The following is a 22,437-nucleotide window of genomic DNA, read 5'->3' as shown; positions in this document are numbered from 1 at the left end:
GCAACCCCGACGGGTGCCGGTTCGTGGCGCTGAATCCATCGTGAAGCCGCTGGTTCGGGTCGCCGTCCGCGTGGAGGGAGTCGTGCAGGGCGTCGGCTTCCGGCCGTTCGTGCACACGCTGGCCTCCCGGTTCGGCCTGGCAGGCCGGGTGGGAAATGACACAGGCGGCGTCTTCATCGACGCAGAGGGCGCCGAGAGCGCGGTCGCGGGCTTCCTGGCCGCGTTACGGCGCGACGCGCCCCGGCTGGCCGACATCCAGCGGGTGACCGTGACCGAGGAGCGGCCGCGAGGCGGCGAGGACTTCACCATCGTCGCCAGCGACAGCACCGGACCACGCAACGCATTGGTGTCGTCCGACTCGGCGACCTGCGGCGCCTGCCTCGCGGAACTGCGCGACCCCACCGACCGGCGTTACCGCTACCCGTTCCTGAACTGCACCGACTGCGGCCCGCGCTTCACGATCGTGCGAGACGTGCCCTACGACAGGCCCAACACCACGATGGCGGGCTTCTCGATGTGCGACGAATGCGCAGAGGAGTACCACGACCCGGGGGACCGGCGTTTCCACGCCCAGCCGGTGTGCTGCCCCCGATGCGGGCCTTCGGTCCGGCTTGTGGACCCCGGACGCGCCGAACTCACAGGAGATCCCATCCGGCGCGCCGCCCAACTGCTACGCGACGGCCAGGTGCTCGCCGTGAAGGGAATCGGTGGCTACCACCTGGCCGCCGCCGCGGACAGCGACGCCGCCACGGCCGCGCTGCGGCAGCGCAAGCACAGAGAGGACAAGCCGTTCGCGGTCATGGTGCCGACGTTGCTGGCGGCACAGCGGCTGTGCGAGGTCGATGCCGAGGCGCGGCGACTGCTCACCAGCCGCCGCAGGCCGATCGTGTTGCTGGACCGGCGTGACGACACCGAGGGTGTCGCGGCCGCCGTCGCGCCGGACAACCGGCAACTCGGCCTCATGCTGCCCTACACGCCGCTACACCACCTGCTCACCGAGCTCACCGGCTCGATAGTGCTGACCAGCGGAAACGTCTCCGACGAGCCGATCGCGTTCGACGATGAAACCGCGTTCGACCGCCTGGGCGACATCGCCGACGCGTTCCTCACCCACAACCGGGCGATCCACGTCCGCACCGACGATTCCGTGGTCAGGCCGTGGCGAGGCAGGCAACTGCTGTTGCGGCGCTCGCGCGGCTACGCGCCGGAGCCGCTCTCGCTGCCCTGGGCGTTCCCCCGGCCCGTGCTGGCCTGCGGTGCCGAACTGAAGAACACCTTCTGCCTGGCCAGGGACAGCTACGTGTTCTGTTCACAGCACATCGGAGACCTGGAAAACTACGAGACCCTGAAGTCGTTCACCGAGGGCATCGAACACTTCCGCAGGTTGTTCGACATCGAGCCCGCGGCTGTCGCACACGACCTGCATCCCGACTACCTCTCCACCAAGTACGCCTCCCAGCTGCCCGACGTCCAACTGGTCGGTGTGCAACACCACCACGCACACATCGCGGCCTGCCTGGCGGACAACTCGTTCGCGGGCCCTGCCATCGGTGTCGCTTTCGACGGCACGGGCTACGGCACCGACAGCACGATCTGGGGAGGCGAGTTCCTGCTGGCTACCCTCGCCGGTTTCGAGCGTGCGGGCCACCTGGAGCCGGTGCCGCTTCCTGGAGGGCAGGCGGCGATCCGGCAGCCGTGGCGGATGGCGGCCTCCTATCTGGACTCCTACCGGGATCTGCCGCTGGAGTTGTTGCCTGTGGTGCGGCGCAACCAGCGCCAGTGGCGGCAGGTGGTCTCGATGGCCCGCGCCGGGGTCAACGCGCCGCTGACGTCCAGCGTGGGGAGGTTGTTCGACGCCGTCGCCGCGATCCTCGACGTCCGCGACACGGTGAACTACGAGGGTCAGGCCGCGATCGAGCTGGAGCAGCATGCCGATCCGAACGAGCGGGGCAGCTACCCGTTGCTGATCAGCGACGGTGAGCCGCTGCGCGTCTCCGGCGCTCGGCTGGTGCGCGCGGTGGTCGACGATCTGCTGTCGGGTACCGGCACCGAGCTGGTCGCAGCCCGCTTCCACAACACCCTGGCGCACGCCATCACGTCGGTGTGCCGGACGCTGGGCGACCGGACCGGCGTGCGAACCGTGGCGCTGTCCGGCGGGGTGTTCTGCAACACCCTGCTGCTTGACCGTACGGTCGACGAGTTGGTCACCGAAGGCATGACGGTGCTCACCCATTCCCGCGTACCGTGCAACGACGGTGGCATCAGCTTCGGGCAGGCGGCCGTACTCGGTGCGCTCGAGCGGGAATGGGACTGCCAGCCTTGGCAGTGACGGTGCTGCTGGCGGTGCTCGCCGCCGGCTCCAACGCGCTGGCCTCGGTATTGCAGCGCAAGGGCGCTCGCACCGAGCCCGACGACGCCTCGATGTCGTTGCGGATGCTGTGGAGTCTGGCCCGCAAGCCGTCCTGGGTCGGTGGGGTCACCGCGATCTTCGTGGGTTTCGTGCTACAGGTGGCGGCACTGGCGACCGGTCCGCTCGCGCTCGTGCAGCCCGTCCTCGTGGCCGAGCTCGGCTTCACGCTGATCCTTTCGAGCCTGGTGCTGCGGGCGAAGCTAAGGCTGCGGGAGTGGACGGCTGTGTCCGGGATGAGCGCGGGCCTTGCGTTGCTGCTGGTCGCTCTCAGCCCGAGCATGGGTGACTCCAGGGACGTGCCCGGCGAGGTCTGGGCACTGGGCTGCGCGGTCACACTGGTCGTGATCGGCGCGTTGCTCGCGCTGGGTTACCGCAATCGTTACGCCCACCGTGCCGCCTATTTCGGCGTGGCTTCCGGCACCTACTTCGGGTTCCTCGCCGCGCTGATCGCCGGGGTCACGCCCGCTTTCGCCGGTGGGCTCGGTGCCGTGCTCACCACCTGGCAGACCTACGCCGTTGTGGTCGCCGGGCCGGTGGGTTTCTTCCTGCTGCAGAACACACTGCGTGCGGGCAGCCTCGTGGCCTCGCAGCCAGGGCTGACGCTCGCCAACCCGCTGGTGGGTATCACCTGGGGCGTGGCCGTGTTCGGAGAGCAGGTGAGGGGCGGTGGGTGGATCGCCGCGCAGCTGTTCGCTGCCGCGCTGCTCGCCGCCTGCACGATGTTGCTGGTGCGCTCGCCGCTGTTGCGCGGCCGCAAGGGCGCTCAGGAGGAGGCCGACGGGGCGGCGGAAGCCGAGCCGGACGGCAGTGAGCGTGCCGACCGCAGCCAGTCCAGCCACTGATCCATGCCGTCGCCGCGCGGGGCGCAGATGTGCAGTAGCCGGGCGCGGGGGTTGATCCGGTTCAGGTGCGACGCGAAGTGCCCTTCGTCGAAGTCCAGGTGCGGCAGCAGGTCCGTCTTGGTCAACAGCACCAGATCGGCGGCCCGGAACATGTGCGGGTACTTCAGCGGTTTGTCCTCCCCCTCGGTGGTGGCGGCGAGCACCACCCTTCGCTGCTCCCCGAGGTCGAACAGCGCCGGACATACGAGGTTGCCGACGTTCTCGACGAACACCAGCGTGCCCGGTTCCAGGTCCAGCTCGGCGAGCGCGCGGTCCAGCATCTCGGCGTCGAGGTGGCAACCAGAACCGGTGTTCAGCTGCACCGTCCGGCAACCGAGGGCGCGTAGCCGGTCCGCGTCGAGCGAGGCGGCCTGGTCGCCTTCCACCACCGCGACCGGCGATCGCCCGTCAACCGCCGTTATGGTCGCTTCCAGCAGGGTGGTCTTGCCGGAGCCCGGCGAGCTCATCAGGTTGATCGCGACCGCGTCCAGCGCGTTCAGCTTGAGCCGGTTGTGCTCGGCGATGGCGTCGTTCTTCGCCAGCACGTCGCGCTCCAACTCCAGTGTCCGCGTGCCGGATTGCTCGTCACACCCGCAGGTCCCGCACATCGCGCTTCACCTCCACGTGTCGAATCCGTACCTGGTCTCCCGACGACAGCTCGATGTCGAGGCTGCCGCACGCGCACTCGCTGAGCAGCGAGGTGACGGCGAACTCGGCGCCGCAGCGACGGCAGCGGCCCTGCCCTGCGGGCTGCTCGATCGACAGCCGCGCGCCCTCCAACCGGGTGCCACGGGTGACGACGTCGAAGCAGAAGTCGATGGCGTCCACTTCCACGCCGGAGAGCTTGCCGAGTTCCAGGTGCACGGCCACCACCCGGTCGGGCGCCGTCTGCTCCAGCACCGCGTCGACCATGCTCTTGGCGATCGAGAGTTCGTGCATGGGTCAGCAGATCCGAGGCAGGGGATCACCCACGAGCAGGTCAGCGATACGCGTCCCGCCGAATGTCGTGTTCAGTAGCACGGTGCCGGGCGGGTCCTCGCCGACCGTGCCGATCACGGCGGCCTGCTCGCCGAGCGGGTCCGCGCGCAGTGTTTCCACGGCCTGCTCGGCGTGAGCGCCGTCCACGATCGCGACGAACCGGCCCTCGCACGCCACATAGAGCGGATCGATACCGAGCAGTTCGCACGCGCCCCGTACCTCGTCGCGCACCGGGACCTGGTTCTCCTCGACGACCACCGAGACGTCCGCCGCCCTGGCCACCTCGTTCAGCACGGTCGCCACGCCGCCCCTGGTGGCGTCTCGCATCGCCCGCAGCCCTGGCACCGCACGCAGCCGGGCGCACAGGCCGTTCAGCGCGGCGGTGTCGGACTCCAGTTCCGCCTCGATGTCCAACTCGCCGCGAGCGAGCATGATCGTCACACCATGCTCGCCGATCGGGCCGGAGACCAGCACGGCGTCGCCAGGACGGGCCTTGTGCACCCCCAGTTCCGGTCCGTCGGGCAGTGTGCCGATACCGGTGGTGTTGAGGTAGCAGCCGTCGCCGCTGCCCTTGCCGACCACTTTGGTGTCACCGGTCACCAGCGTCACGCCGGCCCGCTTCGCTGCCCGCGTCATCGACTCCACGATGCGGCGCAAATCGCTCACCTCGAACCCTTCTTCGAGGATGAAGCCACAGGACAGGTAGGCGGGTGACGCGCCCGCGACCGCGAGGTCGTTGACGGTGCCGTTCACGGCGAGGTCACCGATGTCGCCCCCGGGGAAGAACAGCGGGGACACCACGAACGAGTCCGTGGTCATCGCGAGGCGTTCAGTGCCAAGCGGCAGCAGTGCGGCGTCGCCGAGCGGCTCGAGCGACTCGTTGCGGAACGCGTCGAGGAACACGGCCTCGATCAGCGTCTGGGTGGCCTTGCCTCCCGCGCCGTGCGCGGCGGTGATCCGGTTCTCCCGCAGTTTGGGGCCGCGACGGCGCGCCCGCTCGATCCGCTCGAGAACGTCGCGTTCGGTCCTCATGCCGTGCTCGCCTCCCTGATGCGCTGCCGGGTGAAGCGGCCGTAGTTGTAGTAGGCCGCGCAGGCGCCCTCGGGCGAGACCATGCAGGTGCCGATGGGTGTCTCCGGGGTGCAGGCTGTGCCGAACACCTTGCACTCCCACGGTTTGAGCACGCCCTTCAGTACTTCGCCGCACTGGCAGGACTTCGGGTCGGCCACCCTGACACCCGGCATGGAGAAGATCCGTTCCGCGTCGAACTCGGCGAACTCCTCGCTCAGCTTCATCGCCGAGTGCGAGATGAATCCCAGCCCTCGCCATTCGAAGTAGGGGCGCAGCCGCATGGTCCGTGCGATGACACGCAACGCCACCGGGTTGCCGTCCCATGGCACCACACGCGAGTACTGGTTCTCGACCTCGTGCCGGCCCTCCCGCAACTGCTTCAGCAGCTGGTAGACCGACTGCAGGATGTCCAGCGGCTCGAATCCCGCCACGACGATGGGTTTGCCGTGTTCGCCGGGAATGAACTCGTACGGGCGGCAGCCGATCACAGTGGACACGTGGCCTGGGCCGAGGAAACCGTCGAGTCGCAGGTCGGGGGAGTCCAGGATCGCCTTGATCGCCGGGATGATCGTGACGTGGTTGCAGAAGACGGAGAAGTTCTCCACGCCCTCCTCTCTGGCCCGCAACAGCGTCATCGCGGTGGAGGGGGCGGTGGTCTCGAACCCGATGGCCATGAAGACCACGTGCTTGTCCGGGTTCTGCTTGGCGATCTTCAACGAGTCCAGCGGCGAGTACACCATCCGGATGTTGGTGCCTTCGGAGTTGGAGTCGAAGAAGTTCCCTTCGCCGCCGGGCACCCGCATCATGTCGCCGAACGACGTCATGATCACGTCAGGCTGGCTCGCGATGTGAATCGCGTCGTCCACCCTGCCCATCGGGATCACGCACACCGGGCAGCCCGGCCCGTGCACGAGCGAGATCTGCTCCGGCAGGTAGTCCTCAAGACCGTGCTTGTAGATGGTGTGCGTGTGGCCCCCGCACACCTCCATGAACTTGTACTCCCGCCCCGGCTCACACAGCCAGGCGATCTTCGCCGCCAGTGCCTTCGCGGTGCCCGCGTCGCGGAACTCGTCGACAAAGCGCATGCTTCCGCCCCTACTCGATCATCGATTGCCTGAGCGCGTCCACCTCGTCGGTGTATGCCTGCCCGATCTCCTCCAGGAACCGCAGCACCGCCCTCGCCTCCTCCTCGTCGATCTTCGAAAGCGCGAAGCCGACGTGGATCAGTACCCAGTCACCCGGCCGTGGCGGATCGTTCTCCAGCAGGCCGACGTTGATCGCGCGGCGGACCCCGCTGACCTTCACCCTGGCCAACTCAGGGCGATCCGGCAGGACCTCCACCACCTCACCGGGAATGCCGAGGCACATCGCTTTCACTCCTTCCTGCGGTGGCGAGTTCGAGCACGCGGATCACCGCTTCGTCCACCGCCGCGGAGACGGGTTCGCTCAGCCCGATGCCCTCGGTGACGCTCGCGGGTTCGCAACCGAGCACGAGCACGCGGCCGGGAGTGCCGCCGAGCCTGCGCAGCAGCCCCAGCACCGTCGCCGGAGCCATGCCGTGGGCATCGACCCCACCAGGTGCCGCATCGGCGCACTCGTTCGGGTCCGGCTCGATCAGGTACAGCGTTCCCGGCGTACCACCCCGCGGTGCCGCGTCGACCAGGATGGTCAGTTCGTGCTCGCCGCCGAGCATCTCGTAGGCCAGGTGCAGCCCGCTGATACCGAAGTCGGCGGCGACCACACCGGGTGGCAGCCGCTGTTCGGCCAGCCGGGTAGCCACTTCCACGCCGAAACCGTCGTCACCGAAGAACACGTTGCCGATGCCCGCGATGAGCACTCGCTCGCTCATCGCGGCTCCTCGACCAGTGGCTCCACCTCGGCGGTGGTGAAGTAGCGGTAGCGCTCGTCCTGGGCAAGCAGTTCGGTCGCCGGGTCACCGTCCACGGTCACGGCGAGGAACCAGGTGCCGTCCACGTCCTGCCGCAGCGCCCGCACGGTTGCCGTGCGTCCCGCCACGAACATGTCCTGCGCGTCGCCGCCGGGAGCGGGCCGAAGCACCACTCTGCTGCCCTCGCCGACCTCCACACCGCCGACGACGACGGTGTCGCTGACGCTCTCGTTTCGCTGTTGTGGCAGGTCGGCGACCTCATCACCCGGGTTTCGCGCCGAGGGCCGTTGGTGCGTGCGGCAGGTGGCCTTCGGCAGGTCCGCCAACGGAGCGCTCTGGTGAGCCCCGAAAGAACCGGCCAGGTTGCCGCGGGTCGGGTCGGGGTAGTCGGCCAGCGCGATCGGGGCGGAGAGCATGGTGTCGCGGCGACCCGGCTCGCCGACCAGCACCGGCCAGGTGTGCTCGTTGACGCAACCGTCCGCGTACTCGGCGGCCCACCGCGGTGGTCGGTCGGTGGAAAGGAACCCGCCACCGTCCAGGGAAAGCACGATGTGGGCGGCGACGAGCGAATGGCGCAGCGCTTCGAACCTGCGGTGTTGCGAGCAGTCCACCGGAGAGGTGTTGGCCAGCACCACCCGCAGCCGCACCAACCCCGGGAACGCCTCGGCCTGGCAGCGCAGCTCGGCGTTCAGTGGTTGCTTGCGTCGTACGACGCGGCCACCGGGCACGACACTGGTGCGCTCACCGCCGCGGATGGTGATGGGTACGACTTGGGTGCCGTCGAACAGGTCGTCCAGCGCCAGCGTCACCTGGTGCTCGTTGCGCACGGCCTCGTCCATGGCAGGCAACTCCTCGCCCGCCACCCGAAGCGAGTCCACCTCGTGGTAGTCGCCGGGCCCACCCGCCTCGACGGTGCGCCGCTGTGCCTGCAGAAACCGCACGTGGAGGCTGAGCCGGGTACCCGCGGCCACCTCCGCGAGGCATTCGGTGCGGCAGCAGGTCGGCTCCGCGGTGCCCCTGGCCGCGTAGGACGGCGGCACGAGCACGCCGCACTGCCAGCGCACCTGGTTTCTCGGGGCGGGGTTGTGGCCGGGGTGCAGCACGTACGCCTCGTAAAGCACGGCGTCGGCCACGGCGCGGGCGTGCTCGAGCGGTTCCCGCTGCGTGCCCATCAGTTTCCCTCGGCCGCCAGCTCGGCGAGTACGTGGTAGATGGTGGTCTGCGCCTCCTGGACGCGGTGCACGGAGGAGGACGGCACGGTGAACAGGTAGTCGATGGAGTGGAGTTGGGCCATCCTGCCGCCAGTGTTGCCGCTGATCCCGATGGTCAGCATGCCCACCCGGCGAGCCTCGTCGAAGGCGGCGAGCAGGTTGCTGGAGTTGCCGCTTGTGGAAAGCCCGACCGCGATGTCGGTTTCCCTGCCGAACGCGGCGAGCTGGCGGGAGAACACCACGTCGAAGCCCACGTCGTTGCTCAGCGCGGTCACCACGGCGATGTCGGTGGTCAGCGCGAACGCGGGCAGTGCGGCGGTGCCGTCTGGCGGATTCATGAACTGGGTGGCGATGTCCTGGGCGTCGGTGGAACTCCCGCCGTTGCCGAAGGAGAACAGCCTCCCGCCGCCCGCGAACCTGTCGGCCATCGCCGCGCCGCACTCGGCCAGCAGCGCGCCCTGCGTGCGGCGCACTTCGGCGCGCAGCCGCATGATCTCGCGGACCTTGTCTACTGTGGATTGCCTCACCTCGGCGAGTACCGCGTCGACATCCCCGCCGGCTTCGTCGCCGGAGTAGAGGAACGGGTAGAGGGATCGCATCATGTCGGTCATCGCGGTACTCCGATGGCTTCCTTCGCGTGGACCAGCACTTCGTCTCCCTCGCTGACGTCCACGAGCGCGACACTGACCTCCTCGCGTCCGTGCCCGGTGTCGACGATCGCGAGGCCGCCCGGCAGCAACCGTTCGACCCGCACCACGACGGCCTCGTCGGAGCACGTCACGCAGGTGTCCGTCGAGCAGTGCGCGGTGGGTTCCTTCACGACACCACCTCTGGGGTCAGCACACCCGGATGCTCGAAGAACACGTGCACCAGCTCCCACAGGACGTGGTACATCGTCACGTGCACCTCCTTGACCACGCGGGGGTCGTCGGAGGCAGCCCGCAGCAGGTGGCCGGCGACGTTTCGCCGCGCGATGGGGCCGCCGTCGCCGCCGACCAGCGCGACGGTCAGCAGACCGAGCTCGCGAGCCTGCTCCAGGCCACGCAGCACGTTGTCGCAGCGGCCGTCGACGGAAAGTCCCAGTGCGATGTCATGGCCTGTGGCGAGCTGTCGGAGCTGGTGGGCGAACACCTCGGCGAAGCCGACCTTCGCGGCGACCCCGGTCATCGTCGCGACGTCCGCGGTCAGCGAGATCGCAGGCAGCGCACGCTTGCCGACGATCACCGGATGGACGAACTCGACCGAGACGTGCTGTGCGTCGGTAGAGCCACCGCCGTTGCCGAAGACGATCAGTTTGCCGCCCGCGTGGAACCGCTCCGCCATCGCGTGGCAGGCCCTGGCGAGGTGCTCGGCCTCGTCGAGCAAGGCCTCCAGCGGTGCCTGTCTACGTTCAAGGGCGGTGTCCGCCCGCTGCTCGAAGAATTGCCGATCAGACAATTGAGGTCCGCCGTTTCCTTGAATGTCGTCAAGTCGCTGACGTCGCCAACCGTTCACACCCGACGGCCGCGAAACCTCACGCTACGACGCGGTGATAGTCCCCACAACTCGGACAATCGCGCGATCATTCAGCTATATCAGGAAAAACGGCCGTCCATACCCGATACTCGGGCCATTCAAACCGAATCGTGCACCGGTCGGGGAACACCCGATAAGCGGAAAAGAAAAGCCGCCCCCGCGCACGCGATTTCGCGGGCGCGGGGACGGCACGGGTACTCGCGGCTACGGCTTCGCCGCCCAGCGCCTGCGAAGCCACAGGCTGACATACACAAGGGCGACGAGTACGGGAACCTCGATGAGGGGACCGACCACACCGGCGAGCGCCTGTCCGGAGGTGACGCCGAAGACGCCGATGGCGACGGCGATGGCGAGTTCGAAGTTGTTGCCCGCCGCGGTGAAGGCCAGCGTCGTGGTGCGCGGGTAGCTCAGCCCCGCCGCCTTGCCCGCGGCGTAGGAACCCGCCCACATGATGGCGAAGTAGGCAAGCAGCGGCAGCGCGATCCGCGCGACGTCCAGCGGCCTCGCCGTGATGGTCTCGCCCTGCAGTGCGAACAGGACCACGATCGTGAACAGCAGTCCGTACAGCGCGACGGGGCCGATCTTGGGCAGGAAGCGCTCCTCGTACCAGGCTCGACCCCTGGTGCGCTCGCCGATGCGGCGGGAAAGGTAACCGGCCGCCAGCGGGATGCCGAGAAAGATCAGCACGCTGGCGGCGATCTCCCACGGCGAGACACTGATGGACGTGGTGTCCAGACCGAGCCAGCCGGGCAGTAGGTCGAGGTAGAACCAGCCGAGCACCCCGAACATCAGCACCTGGAACACCGAGTTGAGCGCGACGAGCACGGCCGCGGCCTCCCGGTCGCCGCAGGCGAGGTCGTTCCAGATGATCACCATGGCGATGCACCTCGCCAGCCCCACGATGATCAGGCCCGTACGGTACTCGGGGAGGTCGGGCAGCAGCAGCCAGGCGAGCGCGAACATCAGGGCCGGGCCCACCAGCCAGTTCAGTACCAGCGAGAGCAGCAGGGTGCGCCGGTCCCTTGTGACCGTGTCCAGCTTGTCGTAGCGAACCTTCGCCAGCACCGGGTACATCATCAGCAGCAGCCCGAGTGCGATCGGCAGCGAGACCTGGCCGATCTTCACCGCGTCCAGCAATCCCTGTAGTCCTGGCACGGCGCTGCCGAGCAGCAGTCCCGCCGCCATCGCCGCGATGATCCAGACCGGGAGAAACCGATCCAGGACGGACAGTCGTCGGATGAGTTCGGTGTCCGCGGCTCGCTCCACGGTCTGACTCACGGGCAGGACCTCCTGAGCTGTGTGTGCTCTTCGGCGGTGTCGGCCAGTCCGGCCAGCAGGTCGGCGAGCGCGCGCAGCGCCTGCGGGCGTAGCCGGTAGTAGGTGTAGCGGCCGTGCGGCTGGGTGCTCACCAGTTCGGCGTCGCGAAGCAGTCGCAGGTGGTTGGAGATGTTGGTCTGGCTGGCGCCGGTCTCCTCCACCAGGTGACACGTGCACAGCGACTCCCGTGCCAGCAGTTCCACGATGCGCGCGCGCAGCGGATCGGCGAGCAACCGCAGCAACTCGGCCGGCAACACATCACTAGTGACTGACATCAGTGAGGGATGATACATCACTGTAGGCTGATGCGAGCAGTGCCGGGCACGACCGGTGCCGGTCCGGAAGGAGAACCTTGTGAGCAAACGTCCCGAGGTGCTGTTCGTCTGCGTCCACAACGCGGGTCGTTCGCAGCTGGCCGCCGCGCTGCTACAGCACTACGCACTGGGTCGCGTCACCGTTTCGTCCGCGGGTTCGCAGCCCGCGGAGAAGGTCAACCCGGCCGCTGCCGCCGCGCTGGCGGAGTGGGGACTGGACATTACCGCGCAGGTGCCCACGAAGCTGTTGACGGCGGATGTCGAGGCGGCGGACGTGGTGATCACGATGGGCTGTGGTGACACCTGCCCGGTCTTTCCAGGAAAGCGTTACCTGGATTGGCAGCTCGACGACCCGGCGGGACTCGGCGTCGAGGAAGTTCGGCCCATCCGGGACGAGATCGATCGCAGGGTCCGCCGACTGCTCGCCGAACTGCTCGACGAGCAGGCCTGAGCGGTCGCCGGCGCTAACCGCGGTGGGCGGGGCGCGACGGCTTTGTTCGTTTCCTCCCGCGAGGGATGCCGCGCTGACATACTCTCCGCTGCCGAGGATGCTGGTTCGTTTCGCGACGGGGGTCGATGTGAGGTCGTTCGGACGCCTGGTCATGGCAACAGCGGCCGCTGGTCTGCTCGCCGCTTGTGGCGGGGGAACCGATACCGCGTTCGGTGACGGGTCCGCCGAGGGCACCGCGGGCCCGGCGCCCGCACCGGCCGGTGACGCACCGCGCACCCAGCTCTCGGTACCCGACCTGTACGACACCTCGCGGGGATGGGAATCCGATCTGCGTGGCACCCAACTCCCCCTGCCGCACTCCAAGGCGGTGGCGGTCTTCGGCTCCGATGGCGAGCGGTTTCGCTTCACCGTGCTGGATGTGACCAGCGGCGAGGTTGTCTGGAAGAGCTCGAAAATCGAGGGGCCCGACTCGCCTGACCCGTTGACGGTCGCCGTTGACGGGCGGGACTACCTGGTCGCGACCGCGTCCGGCGTCGTCGACGAGGGCGTCACCACCAAGGGGCGGGAGATCACCACGATCGATATCTTCACCGCCCGCGGCTCCGGGAACGGAGTCGAACCCGTCCACCACCTCGAACTGGAAGGGAACCGGGTGGTCACCGATGGTGGCGCCGGCCTGCTCGTGGAGTACGACGACGGGGCGAAGGACGACGTGGTGCTCACGGTGGACCCGGCCACCGGCGCGACCAAGGAGTACGACCTGAGCGAACTGGAGCCCCCCGAGGGCGCGTGCACCATTTGCAGCACGACCGAGGCGGTCGCGGTGACTTCTCAGGGGCCGCTGCTGACGACCGCGAGAAAGGACCGACGCGCGCACTACTGGGTGCCCCGAGCCTGGTACAGCGGTGACCTCACCCCAAGTGGAAATGGCGAGGTCTTCGTCGCTGCGGTCGAGGAGGATCTCCTGGTCGCCAACTGGTACGACGAGGTCAAGGGCCGGGAATCATGGGCGGTGCTGGACTCCGCTACCGGAAAGATCGTGGCCGAGGTCGGTTGCGAACCGTCGCGCGGCATGGGTGGCTCCGACGCCGGTGGCTCGTCGCTGTCCGCGCAGCGACGCTATCTCGTCTTCGACTACCTGGCCTTCGACCTTCAACAGGGCACCGGCCACTGTTTCGAGGAAACCGATCGGGACAAGCCCGTGTATCTCACCGGGGTGACCGACGACGGGGTCGCCTTCGGGGTCGCTCCCGGCGGCACCTATGCCGAGACGCCGGTGGCCGTCAATCTTTCCACCGGCCAGGTCAGCGAGAGCGAGCACTCCGCGGTGCCCTTCAGCGACTACGCGGGCTTCGGCCTGTTCTGGGACGAGGAATCCGAAGTCATGGTCGGCTACCCGCACGCCGAGTGAGCTGTGGCGGTTTCGGCAGTGCTGCCCGGGTGAGGTCCTGAGCGGGCATGTCGCAGCGCATGCCCACGCGCTGCGACATACCGTGCTGACTTCTCGACGGATGCCCCCGGCGCGACCGGGGTCGCGTCCGCGACCGCTCAGTTTTCCGGCTTGCGCGCCACGCAGAGGATCGACTGCCCGAACGGCACTCGGACCAGCTTCTCGATGCGTTTGGTCACCGGGACCACCATGCGGTCGTACACCGAAACCAGCTTGCGGTTGGGCGCGCTGGCGCCACCCTTGCGCACCGCCGCCCACCAGGCGAAGGCACCGAGGAAGTTCACAGGGCGAGCAACGACCACCTCAAGGCCCGCTCGGCTCACCGCGTCGCTGACCGTGTTCGGGCTGTAGCGGCGGAAGTGCCCGACGATCCGGTCGAACTCCCCGTAGAGCTGCTGGTAGCCGGGCACGAACAGGATTATGTTGCCACCCGCCGTCAACGAGCGGGAAAGACCCCGAAGCGCGCCCGCGTCGTCCTCGATGTGTTCGAGCACGTTGATGGCCAGCAACGTCTCCACAGGCGGTGTCAGTGTCGTCTGACCGTCGATGTCGAACTGTTGCACCTCGACCTCGGGACGATCGGCGAACCGGGATTTCATGCTCTGCACGGCTTCCGGGTCCACATCGGTGACCACGTAGCGTTCCCTGTCGGTGAAGCCGCCGGCGAACTCACCGAGTCCGGCGCCCACTTCCAGTACCGATCGGCCGCAGTACGGGCGGATGAGTTCGCGCTGGTACTCCAGGTAGCGCGGCTTGCCGTGGTCGCTTTCGAGGCTGCGGCCGGTAGCCGCGTTGAACGCGCCCTGGCCCTGGTCGTCGTGCTGCACGTCGGTCACGCCGTCTCCCGTTGCTGTCGTTCCCGTGCGCCGTGGGCAGGAGTGACGAGACCGTTCGGCATCGGCAACACCGGCCCCAGCGGACAGGGCGATTCACATGTGTTGTCGCGTCGTTGCATAGCTGTAATCGAATCGCCGGGCACCCTACCCGGCACCACCCGGTGCTGGCGAGAGGGGCCCTGCGTGGGGACTACCCGGTCGACAAACATGACGAGGGGCTCCGCGGACCGTGGTCGGCGGAGCCCCTCATCGGTGGCCGATACGCACTGTCGCCTCTCGGCGAAAGGCTCGACGCGGTTCCAGCCGAACGGTATTCCGCGAAGGCGAAAAGGGATGCGGCCCGGGGGACAAGGTGCGTATCGCCATTCAGTTCAACACCGACGTTGTCGCCGATGTTCCCGGCGACGGCGACGTGAATTTCTCAGGCCGCTTTCGGGTCGCCCGCCCGTCGCCGGTGCTCGCGCGTGAGTTCTCGGCGCTCACGCTCTGTCATACCGCCGAAGATGCCGTAGTCGAGGCCGTTCTCCAGCGCGTATTCCAGGCAGCGGGCGCGAACGGGGCAGCTTGCGCACACCGCCTTGGCACGTTCTGTCTGCACCGCCCCTGGTCCTACATCGGATACCGGAAAGAACAGTTCCGGGTCCTCGTCACGGCAGGCGGCACGGTGCCGCCAGTCATACTTGTCCAAGGCGTGCCGCCTCCTTCCTCGCAACCAGATCAGGTAACCGAAAAATCAACGCGCGTCCGGCCAGGGCTATTCCGGCCGGGTGTGTTTTGGAACCGCGATCCTCATCAGATCACGCGCGGCAACCACGTCGCCACCGAATACTTCGGCCGCCTCGTCACGAAACAGGGTCGGGTCCTCGTAGCGCTGCGAGAAGTGCGTCAGCACCAGCCTGCGCACGCCGCTCTCTGCCGCGACCCGGGCGGCCTGTTTCGCCGTCAGGTGGCCGTACTCGCGCGCCAGGTTCGCGTCATGCTCCAGAAAGGTCGACTCGATCACCAGCAGATCGGCGTCCTCCGCGAGAGCGAACACCGCGTCGCACAGCCGGGTGTCCATCACGAACGCGGCCTTCTGCCCCCTGCGCACGGCACTGACCTCCGAAAGGGCCACCGTCTTCTCTCCGATCCGGACGCTGCCGTCCCGGCCGAGCCTTCCCACCTCGGGTCCGCTGATGCCGTGGCGCTCGAGCAGTGCGGGCACCATGTTGTGGCTGTCCGGCTCCACCAGGCGGTAACCGAACGCCTCCACTTTGTGATCAAGCCTGCGTGCTTCCAGCTTGCCGAACGCACCTGTGGCGAGGACGCCGTCTGCGTGCACCGGCTCCTGGATCATCTCGGTGGTCTCGTGAAACACGCTGGCGTGCCGAAGCCGTTCGAAGAACTCGGTTCCCGATGCAGGGAAGTGCGCGTGTACCCGTGCGACCTGGTCCAGCGAGAGCCGCTGCACGATGCCGGGCAGCCCAAGGCAGTGGTCACCGTGGAAATGCGTGATGCAGATCCGCGTGATGGCACTCACCGAGGACCCGGCGAAGGCCAGCTGGCGCTGGGTGCCCTCGCCGGGATCGAAAAGAAAGCCCTCGGCGTCCCAGCGCAGCAGATACCCGTTGTGGTTTCGGGCTCTGCTGGGGACCTGGCTGCCGGTACCCAGCACGAGAAGTTCTCGGATCGACACGTCGCCGACTCTAGGTCCGCACCGGGTACCAGCCCGATCAGCGGTTACCGCTGGCGGCGCTGATGTCGCCGAGCGCCGACCCGGGGTCCTTCTCCATCGCCGCGTCGCCGATGGAGAGGATCCCCACCGCCTTGCCACCATCGACGACCGGGACCCGCCGCACGGCGTGCTCGCGCATCCTGGCGATAGCGTTGTCGACTTCCTCGTTTGGTGTGGCCGTCACCAGTCGCTCGCTGCATACTTCGCCGATACGGACGGTGGAAAGGTCGTCGCGGTCGGCGAGAGCACGCACCACGATGTCACGGTCGGTGGCGATGCCACGCAGCTCGCCGTTGTCGACCACCAGCACGTCACCGATGTCGTTGTCGCGCATCTTGCGCGCGGCATCCCGCACCGGCGTGTCGCTCGGCATCGTCACCGGCTGCGCCGTCATGACCTCACGTACCAGCTGGGCCATTTCGATCACTCCTGTTGTTCGCTCGTCGTTCGTTCACGGAGGGGGTACCCCCGCAGCTCGGGTGCCTATTCGTCTTCTCTTTCCGGCGTCGGCCACTGGCCGCGCCGGGCGATCGCGGCGCATACTGCGGAGGTGTCCGCTGTGTCCATAACGGACTGGGTACTGCACGTGGATCTCGACCAGTTCATCGCGGCGGTCGAGATCGCGAGGCATCCCGAACTGCGGGGAAAGCCGGTGATCGTCGGTGGCACGGGAGAGACCACGCGGCGCGCCGTCGTCGCCACCGCCTCCTACGAGGCCAGGGAGTTCGGCGTCCACTCGGGCATGCCGCTGCGCACGGCGGCCAAGCGGTGTCCCGACGCGGTGTTTCTGCCCTCCGACCCGCCCGCCTACCAGGAAGTTTCAGAGCGGGTCATGGCGGTGCTGCGCCGGTTCCCGGTCGTGGTTGAGGTGCTGGGCTGGGACGAGGCGTTCCTCGGCGTGCGCACCGAAGACCCCGAAGCGCTGGCGGAATCGGTGCGAAGCGCCGTGGCCGAGGAGACCGGGCTGGCGTGCTCGGTGGGGATCGGCGACAACAAACACCGCGCCAAGCTCGCGACCGGCTTCGCCAAGCCTGCGGGCACCTATCGGCTGACCAGGCACAACTGGACAGCGGTGATGGCACACCGATCGCCGGACGCACTGTGGGGCGTCGGCGTGAAGACCACGGCCAAACTCGCCGAGCTGGGGATCACCACGGTGGCCGCGCTCGCGGCGGCCGATCCGGGCGAGCTGGCGACACGGTTCGGCCCCACCATGGGGCCGTACCTGCGTGCGCTGGCGCACGGAGCAGGCGATCGCGAAGTGACCGCGACCGGGCATGAGCCGCGTTCGCGCAGCAGGGAAACGACGTTCCAGTACGACATCAGTGATCGCGAGGAACTGCGTGAGCACCTGCTGGCGCTTGCCGGGCGGGTCGCCAAGGACGCGGAACTGGAGGGCAGGCCCGCTGCACGCGTGGCGGTCAAGGTCCGCTTCGCACCGTTTATCACCACGACACGCAGCGTGACACTGCCGGAGCCCACCAACGACAGCGCGATGATCGAGCGTGCCGCGATGGAGGTGTTCGGCCGCTTCCAGCTGGATCGACCCGTCCGGCTGCTTGGAGTGCGAGCGGAGTTCGGCAAGGCGTGAATCCGGTCACAGCTCACCCGCGCGTCGCGCGGACGGCGACCGTCGAAATGTCAGGTGAGCCCTATACCCTGCACTACGCTGGTTCGTTGGCCGCGTGTAGAACCGCGCGCCGCGCGCCAGCGCCACCACTGGGCAGATGACGATTCTGGGAGCGAGCGACCCTGTGACTGCTTCGGCCGAGACCCTCTACGGGGCCGACGACCTGACCCACCTCGAGGGTTTGGAAGCGGTCCGCAAGCGACCCGGTATGTACATCGGGTCCACCGACAGCCGGGGCGTCAACCACCTCTTCACCGAGATCGTGGACAACTCCACCGACGAAGGGGTCGCGGGTCACGCCAGCAGGGTTGTCGTGACCTTGCACGCCGACGGCAGCGTGGAGGTCGAGGACGACGGAAGGGGCATCCCCACCGGCGTGCACGGCAAGTCGGGCCTTTCCGGCGTCGAACTGGTGTTGACGCGGCTGCACGCGGGCGGGAAGTTCGGTGGGTCCGGCTACAAGACGTCCGGCGGCCTGCACGGCGTCGGAGCATCCGCGGTCAACGCGTTGTCGCTGCGCTTCGACGTGACGGTCAAGCAGGGCGGCAAGGTACACGAGATGTCGTTCGCGCGCGGGGTGCCCGGTGTCTTCGACGGGCCTGGCCCGAAAGCGCGCTTCACGCGGCAGTCCGGCCTGCGGCTGGTGCGCAAGATGAAGCGCGGCGAGTCCACCGGCACCACCATCCGGTACTGGCACGACTCCCGGTACTTCGAGTCGGGCGCTGCGCTGGATCTGGAAACCGTGCGTACCAAGCTGAGGCACACCGCGTTTCTCGTGCCCGGCCTCACCTACGTGCTGCGCACCGCCACCGACGCCACCATCAACGAGGAGACGTTCCACTTCCCGAACGGGCTCGCCGACATGGTCGAGTTCCTCGCACCCGCGGGGGACAAGCCCGTCTCGGGCATCCTGCTGGTGAATGGTGAGGGTACCTACAAGGAGAACGCCGCCGACGAGAACGGCGTCATGAAGTCCAATGTAGAGCGCAAGGCCGAGGTGGAGGTGGCGTTGCGCTGGGGAACCGGCTACGAGCGCACGGTGGAGTGCTTCACCAACACGATCCGCAACGTGCACGGTGGCACACATCGCAAGGGATTCGAGCGTGCCCTGGTGCGGGCGGTGCACGACGCGATCTCCAAGACGCGCGGCCTGCTCAAGCCGAAGGAGGACCCGCCGACCCTTGACGACATCTGCGAGGGGATGACCGCGGTCATCCATGTGCGGATTCCCGAGCCGCAGTTCACTTCCCAGACCAAGGACGAGCTGTCTACCGCGGGGATCACCAAAGTGATCCAGGGAATCGTCGAGAAACACATCAAGGCGTGGACGGAGAACCGCAGGACCAAATCCGAGGCCAAGACGGTGCTACAGAAGATCGTCGATGCCTCGCGGGTCCGCATCGCGCAGAAACAGCAGAAGGACGCCGCACGGCGCAAGACCGCGCTCGAGGGCGCGGCCATGCCGCCCAAGCTCGTGGACTGCCGCACGACGGGAGTGGCGCGCAGCGAACTGTTTCTCGTGGAGGGTGACAGCGCGCTCGGTTCGGCGCGGATGGCGCGGGTCTCGGAGTACCAGGCGCTGCTCCCGTTGCGCGGCAAGATTCTCAACGTGCAGAAGGCCGGGCTCGGTGACGCGTTGAAGAACGCCGAGATCGCCTCGATCGTGCAGGTGCTCGGGGCGGGCACGGGCAGGACGTTCGACGTGTCGACGATGCGCTACGGCAGGGTCATCCTGATGGCCGACGCCGACGTCGACGGTTCTCACATCCGAACCCTGCTGATCACCCTGTTCGCAAGGTACATGCGGCCGGTGATCGAGGAGGGCAGGCTCTACGCGGCGATGCCGCCGTTGCACAAGATCGTGACGAAGGGCCGGAACCAGCAGACCCACTACACCTTCACCGAGCGGGAGATGGAGGCCAAGGTCTCCGAGTTGGAGAAGGCGGGCAAGCAGGTGGTCAAGCCGGTGCCCCGGTTCAAGGGACTCGGCGAGATGGACGCCGACGAGCTGTGGGAAACCACCATGAACCCGGCCACCAGGGCCGTTCGCCGCATCACCCTCGACGACGTCGATGCCGCCGAGGCGGCACTCGAGCTGCTCATGGGCGAGAAGGTGGAGCCGAGGCGCAACTGGCTCGTCGCTTCCGCCGAGCGGGTTGACCAGGCCGCCATCGACATCTGAGAAGCACAGGAGCACACACACCATGGCACGGCGTAAGAGCACGATGACCAGGGTCGACCCGGCGGCCTTCGACCACGCGGGCGCGCGGGTCTTCGACAACCCGGTCAAGACCGAGATCGAGGACTCCTACCTGGAATACGCGTACTCGGTCATCCACTCGCGCGCGCTGCCCGACGCGCGGGACGGGTTGAAACCGGTGCACCGCCGAATCCTGTTCTCGATGCACGAGAACGGTTACCGGCCCAACCACGCGTACGTGAAGTCGTCGCGAGTGGTCGGTGACGTGATGGGTCGCTACCACCCGCACGGCGACAGCGCCATCTACGACGCCATGGTGCGGCTGGCGCAGGATTTCTCGATGAACGTGCCGCTCGTGGACGGGCACGGCAACTTCGGAAGCCCCGACGACGGCCCCGCCGCGTCGAGGTACACCGAGGCGCGGATGTCGCCGGAGGCGATGCTGCTCGTCGGTGAACTCGGCGAGGACACAGTGGACTATCGGCCGAACTATGACGGTTCGCTGGCCGAGCCTTCCGTGCTGCCTGCCGCGTTTCCGAACCTGCTGGTGAACGGCACCTCGGGAATCGCCGTCGGGATGGCGACCAACATGATCCCGCACAACCTCGGTGAGGTGATCGCGGCGGCGCGATGGCTCATCAACCACCCTGGCGCCTCACTGGACAAGCTGATGGAGTTCGTCCCCGGCCCTGACCTGCCAACCGGCGGCCAGTTGCTCGGCCTGGACGAGGTCCGCAGGGCTTACGAGACCGGGCGGGGTGTTGTCCGGATGCGCGCGAAGGTGGAGACCGGCCCCATCGAGGGCAGCCGCAGACAGGGCATCACGGTCACCGAGCTGCCCTACGGCGTCGGGCCGGAGAAGGTGATCGAGCGCATCACCGACGAGGTCAACAAGTCCAAGCGGCTGACCGGCATCGCCGACGTGAAGGACCTCACCGACCGCGAGAACGGCACCCGGCTGGTGATCGAGTGCAAGGTCGGGGTCAACCCGCAGGCGTTGCTTGCCGACCTGTACCGGCTCACGCCGCTGGAGCAGTCGTTCGGGATCAACAACCTCGTGCTCGTTGACGGGCAGCCCCAGACACTGGGCCTCAAGCAGTTGCTCGAGGTGTTTCTCGCGCACCGCTACGAGGTGGTCACGCGCAGGACCAGGTACCGCCGCCGCAAGCGGGAGGAGCGGTTGCACCTGGTCGAGGGCCTGCTCAAGGCGTTGCTCGACATCGACAAGGTCATCCGGCTCATCCGAGGCAGCGAGAACGCGCAGGCCGCCAAGGAGGGCCTGATGAAGCGCTTCAAGCTGTCGGAGATCCAGGCCACCTACATCCTGGACACGCCGCTTCGCAGGCTCACCAAGTACGACAAGCTCGAACTGGAGGAGGAGCAGGAGCGGCTCCGCCAGGAGATCGCCGAACTCACCACGATCCTCGAGGACGACGCGGTGCTGAAGAAGGTGGTGTCGAAGGAGTTGGCGAAGGTTGCCAAGGACTTCCCGACCGAGCGGCGCACCGCGCTCATCGACGGTGACCTGAAAGAGGTGCTGGCGGCGTCCAAGCCCGCGGGGCCGCTCGAGGTCGCCGACGATCCGTGCCAGGTGATCCTGTCCGCCACCGGGTTGGTTGCCAGGACGGCGGCCGAGTCCGAGGAGGTGACCGAAGGTCGGCGCCGAAGCGGTCGCGCCAGGCACGACGCGGTCGCCGCCGTGGTGCACACGACGGCTCGAGGCCAAGTCCTGCTGGTCACCAGCAAGGGCAGGGCGTTCAAGACCGAAGTGTTGCCGCTGCCGGTGCTGCCGGAGCAGGCGGGCACCGTCTCCCTGCGGGGTGGGGTGGCCGCACCGGAACTCGTCCCGCTGGACAAGGGGGAGCGGGTAGTCGGACTGGCGCCACTGGGCGAACAGGCCGAATCCTCGCCGGGCCTGGCGCTCGGCACCCGGCGCGGTGTTGTGAAGGTGTGTGCCCCGGAGTGGCCGGTGCGCGCCGACGAGTTCGACGTGATCACCCTCAAGGACGGCGACGAGGTGGTGGGTGCCACGTGGCTGACCGACGGCCATGAGACGCTGACGTTCGTGTCGTCGCAGGCCTCGCTGCTGCGATTTGCGGCTTCGCTGGTGCGCCCGCAGGGCCTGCGAAGCGGAGGTGTGGCGGGAATCAACCTGCCCGCCGACGCGGAGGCGGTGTTCTTCGGCGCGGTACGCACCGACGATGCCGAGCACGGTGAACCGATGGTGGTGACGGCGACCGGTTCGAGCGTGAAGGTGACGCCGTTGGCGGAATACCCGGCCAAGGGCCGCGCGACCGGTGGGGTGCGGGCACAGCGCTTCCTCAAGGGCGAGGCGGGGCTTGCCGTGGCCTGGATCGGGCCCCGGCCCGCCGGCGCGATGAAGAACGGCGACCCGGTCGAACTCCCGGAGGTGGACAACCGCAGGGACGGTTCCGGCTCCGCCCACCCGGGCCCGGACGTGGTCGGCCACCTCATCGAGCGCGGCTGACGCCCCGCCGCGAGTCCCCCGTTCTCGCCTGCGAGTTCTGCGTTCTCGCCTGCGAGTTCTGCGTTCTCGCCTGCGAGTTCGCG

Annotated in this window: 23 protein-coding genes; 7 read left to right on the top strand and 16 right to left on the bottom strand. The window is 68.0% G+C overall.

The genetic code is table 11. The features are described from left to right. The first annotated feature begins 40 nt into the window (after positions 1-40). Entirely contained in the window at positions 41-2,329 is a 2,289-nt protein-coding gene (gene hypF / locus FHU38_RS20570) for a carbamoyltransferase HypF (protein ID WP_167173874.1), read from the top strand. Next, entirely contained in the window at positions 2,305-3,252 is a 948-nt protein-coding gene (locus FHU38_RS20565) for a DMT family transporter (protein ID WP_167173871.1), read from the top strand. The genes hypF and FHU38_RS20565 overlap by 25 nt, the downstream gene beginning before the upstream one ends. On the opposite strand, the gene hypB is transcribed toward FHU38_RS20565, so the two are convergent. The 12 genes from hypB to FHU38_RS20505 form a co-directional block, all read right to left on the bottom strand. After that, positions 3,174-3,899, bottom strand: coding sequence for a hydrogenase nickel incorporation protein HypB (gene hypB, locus FHU38_RS20560; protein WP_167173868.1), 726 nt, complete (start codon positions 3,897-3,899; stop codon positions 3,174-3,176). The two genes, FHU38_RS20565 and hypB, sit on opposite strands and share 79 nt — an antisense overlap. Then, positions 3,877-4,230: a hydrogenase maturation nickel metallochaperone HypA/HybF gene (locus tag FHU38_RS20555; protein ID WP_167173865.1), complete on the bottom strand. Its 354-nt coding sequence runs from the start codon at positions 4,228-4,230 to the stop codon at positions 3,877-3,879. Before FHU38_RS20555 ends, hypB begins: the two co-directional genes overlap by 23 nt. Positions 4,231-4,233: 3 nt before the next feature. Continuing rightward, complete coding sequence (hypE, locus tag FHU38_RS20550; protein WP_167173862.1) at positions 4,234-5,301, bottom strand: hydrogenase expression/formation protein HypE; 1,068 nt, start codon at positions 5,299-5,301, stop codon at positions 4,234-4,236. Then, complete coding sequence (gene hypD, locus FHU38_RS20545) at positions 5,298-6,425, bottom strand: hydrogenase formation protein HypD (protein WP_167173859.1); 1,128 nt, start codon at positions 6,423-6,425, stop codon at positions 5,298-5,300. The genes hypE and hypD overlap by 4 nt, the downstream gene beginning before the upstream one ends. Before the next feature lie 10 nt (positions 6,426-6,435). Next, complete coding sequence (locus FHU38_RS20540) at positions 6,436-6,708, bottom strand: HypC/HybG/HupF family hydrogenase formation chaperone (RefSeq protein WP_167173856.1); 273 nt, start codon at positions 6,706-6,708, stop codon at positions 6,436-6,438. Next, positions 6,686-7,189: a hydrogenase maturation protease gene (locus tag FHU38_RS20535; protein ID WP_167173853.1), complete on the bottom strand. Its 504-nt coding sequence runs from the start codon at positions 7,187-7,189 to the stop codon at positions 6,686-6,688. The genes FHU38_RS20540 and FHU38_RS20535 overlap by 23 nt, the downstream gene beginning before the upstream one ends. Continuing rightward, positions 7,186-8,400, bottom strand: a complete 1,215-nt coding sequence (locus FHU38_RS20530; RefSeq protein WP_167173850.1) for a hypothetical protein — start codon at positions 8,398-8,400, stop codon at positions 7,186-7,188. The genes FHU38_RS20535 and FHU38_RS20530 overlap by 4 nt, the downstream gene beginning before the upstream one ends. Then, complete coding sequence (locus tag FHU38_RS20525; protein WP_167173847.1) at positions 8,400-9,050, bottom strand: D-sedoheptulose-7-phosphate isomerase; 651 nt, start codon at positions 9,048-9,050, stop codon at positions 8,400-8,402. Before FHU38_RS20525 ends, FHU38_RS20530 begins: the two co-directional genes overlap by 1 nt. After that, complete coding sequence (locus tag FHU38_RS20520) at positions 9,047-9,259, bottom strand: HypC/HybG/HupF family hydrogenase formation chaperone (protein ID WP_167173844.1); 213 nt, start codon at positions 9,257-9,259, stop codon at positions 9,047-9,049. The genes FHU38_RS20525 and FHU38_RS20520 overlap by 4 nt, the downstream gene beginning before the upstream one ends. Further along, positions 9,256-9,876: a D-sedoheptulose-7-phosphate isomerase gene (locus tag FHU38_RS20515; protein WP_167173841.1), complete on the bottom strand. Its 621-nt coding sequence runs from the start codon at positions 9,874-9,876 to the stop codon at positions 9,256-9,258. The genes FHU38_RS20520 and FHU38_RS20515 overlap by 4 nt, the downstream gene beginning before the upstream one ends. A gap of 282 nt (positions 9,877-10,158) precedes the next feature. Further along, positions 10,159-11,232 (bottom strand): ACR3 family arsenite efflux transporter, encoded by a 1,074-nt coding sequence (arsB, locus tag FHU38_RS20510; RefSeq protein WP_313886843.1) that lies wholly within the window; start codon positions 11,230-11,232, stop codon positions 10,159-10,161. Continuing rightward, on the bottom strand, positions 11,229-11,546 hold the full coding sequence (locus tag FHU38_RS20505; RefSeq protein WP_167173838.1) for an ArsR/SmtB family transcription factor: 318 nt from the start codon (positions 11,544-11,546) through the stop codon (positions 11,229-11,231). Before FHU38_RS20505 ends, arsB begins: the two co-directional genes overlap by 4 nt. A 79-nt stretch (positions 11,547-11,625) precedes the next feature. Between FHU38_RS20505 and FHU38_RS20500 the strand changes: the two genes are divergently transcribed. Beyond that, a complete protein-coding gene (locus tag FHU38_RS20500) occupies positions 11,626-12,036 on the top strand; it encodes an arsenate reductase ArsC (protein WP_167173836.1) in 411 nt (136 codons plus the stop codon). 151 nt (positions 12,037-12,187) lie between these two features. After that, positions 12,188-13,447: a hypothetical protein gene (locus FHU38_RS20495; RefSeq protein ID WP_167173835.1), complete on the top strand. Its 1,260-nt coding sequence runs from the start codon at positions 12,188-12,190 to the stop codon at positions 13,445-13,447. Positions 13,448-13,584: 137 nt separating this feature from the next. Here FHU38_RS20495 and FHU38_RS20490 read toward each other — a convergent pair whose 3' ends face one another. The 4 genes from FHU38_RS20490 to FHU38_RS20475 form a co-directional block, all read right to left on the bottom strand. Beyond that, the gene (locus FHU38_RS20490) at positions 13,585-14,322 is read right to left on the bottom strand and encodes a class I SAM-dependent methyltransferase (RefSeq protein ID WP_167173833.1); all 738 of its coding nucleotides are present in this window, start codon (positions 14,320-14,322) and stop codon (positions 13,585-13,587) included. A 421-nt stretch (positions 14,323-14,743) separates the two neighbouring features. Beyond that, positions 14,744-15,010, bottom strand: coding sequence for a WhiB family transcriptional regulator (locus tag FHU38_RS20485; protein ID WP_167173831.1), 267 nt, complete (start codon positions 15,008-15,010; stop codon positions 14,744-14,746). Between the two features lie 66 nt (positions 15,011-15,076). Continuing rightward, positions 15,077-15,997 carry a ribonuclease Z gene (locus FHU38_RS20480; protein WP_167173828.1) on the bottom strand — a complete coding sequence of 307 codons (921 nt, stop codon included), beginning with the start codon at positions 15,995-15,997 and terminating at the stop codon, positions 15,077-15,079. 37 nt (positions 15,998-16,034) lie between these two features. Beyond that, positions 16,035-16,454, bottom strand: a complete 420-nt coding sequence (locus FHU38_RS20475; RefSeq protein ID WP_167173826.1) for a CBS domain-containing protein — start codon at positions 16,452-16,454, stop codon at positions 16,035-16,037. 141 nt (positions 16,455-16,595) lie between these two features. Between FHU38_RS20475 and FHU38_RS20470 the strand changes: the two genes are divergently transcribed. The 3 genes from FHU38_RS20470 (at position 16,596) to FHU38_RS20460 (ending at position 22,354) form a co-directional block, all read left to right on the top strand. Beyond that, positions 16,596-17,627: a DNA polymerase IV gene (locus FHU38_RS20470; protein WP_167173824.1), complete on the top strand. Its 1,032-nt coding sequence runs from the start codon at positions 16,596-16,598 to the stop codon at positions 17,625-17,627. Positions 17,628-17,763: 136 nt separating this feature from the next. Further along, positions 17,764-19,848, top strand: coding sequence for a DNA gyrase/topoisomerase IV subunit B (locus FHU38_RS20465; RefSeq protein WP_208415760.1), 2,085 nt, complete (start codon positions 17,764-17,766; stop codon positions 19,846-19,848). Between the two features lie 22 nt (positions 19,849-19,870). Then, positions 19,871-22,354, top strand: a complete 2,484-nt coding sequence (locus FHU38_RS20460; RefSeq protein WP_167173820.1) for a DNA gyrase/topoisomerase IV subunit A — start codon at positions 19,871-19,873, stop codon at positions 22,352-22,354. Positions 22,355-22,437: the final 83 nt, after the last annotated feature.

Source organism: Saccharomonospora amisosensis, assembly GCF_011761185.1.
Classification (GTDB): Bacteria; Actinomycetota; Actinomycetes; order Mycobacteriales; family Pseudonocardiaceae; genus Saccharomonospora_A; species Saccharomonospora_A amisosensis.
This window is presented reverse-complemented; position numbering and strand designations above follow the sequence as displayed.

What these genes read in the sequence shown, in the direction of transcription:
- hypB (WP_167173868.1), bottom strand. Translation starts at nt 3,899, where the DNA reads ATGTGCGGGACCTGCGGGTGTGACGAGCAATCCGGCACGCGGACACTG.
- hypE (WP_167173862.1), bottom strand. Translation starts at nt 5,301, where the DNA reads ATGAGGACCGAACGCGACGTTCTCGAGCGGATCGAGCGGGCGCGCCGT.
- hypD (WP_167173859.1), bottom strand. Translation starts at nt 6,425, where the DNA reads ATGCGCTTTGTCGACGAGTTCCGCGACGCGGGCACCGCGAAGGCACTG.
- FHU38_RS20460 (WP_167173820.1), top strand. Translation starts at nt 19,871, where the DNA reads ATGGCACGGCGTAAGAGCACGATGACCAGGGTCGACCCGGCGGCCTTC.
- FHU38_RS20565 (WP_167173871.1), top strand. Translation starts at nt 2,305, where the DNA reads ATGGGACTGCCAGCCTTGGCAGTGACGGTGCTGCTGGCGGTGCTCGCC.
- FHU38_RS20475 (WP_167173826.1), bottom strand. Translation starts at nt 16,454, where the DNA reads ATGGCCCAGCTGGTACGTGAGGTCATGACGGCGCAGCCGGTGACGATG.
- FHU38_RS20535 (WP_167173853.1), bottom strand. Translation starts at nt 7,189, where the DNA reads ATGAGCGAGCGAGTGCTCATCGCGGGCATCGGCAACGTGTTCTTCGGT.
- FHU38_RS20495 (WP_167173835.1), top strand. Translation starts at nt 12,188, where the DNA reads ATGGCAACAGCGGCCGCTGGTCTGCTCGCCGCTTGTGGCGGGGGAACC.
- FHU38_RS20530 (WP_167173850.1), bottom strand. Translation starts at nt 8,400, where the DNA reads ATGGGCACGCAGCGGGAACCGCTCGAGCACGCCCGCGCCGTGGCCGAC.
- FHU38_RS20525 (WP_167173847.1), bottom strand. Translation starts at nt 9,050, where the DNA reads ATGACCGACATGATGCGATCCCTCTACCCGTTCCTCTACTCCGGCGAC.
- FHU38_RS20465 (WP_208415760.1), top strand. Translation starts at nt 17,764, where the DNA reads ATGACGATTCTGGGAGCGAGCGACCCTGTGACTGCTTCGGCCGAGACC.
- FHU38_RS20540 (WP_167173856.1), bottom strand. Translation starts at nt 6,708, where the DNA reads ATGTGCCTCGGCATTCCCGGTGAGGTGGTGGAGGTCCTGCCGGATCGC.
- FHU38_RS20555 (WP_167173865.1), bottom strand. Translation starts at nt 4,230, where the DNA reads ATGCACGAACTCTCGATCGCCAAGAGCATGGTCGACGCGGTGCTGGAG.
- FHU38_RS20505 (WP_167173838.1), bottom strand. Translation starts at nt 11,546, where the DNA reads ATGTCAGTCACTAGTGATGTGTTGCCGGCCGAGTTGCTGCGGTTGCTC.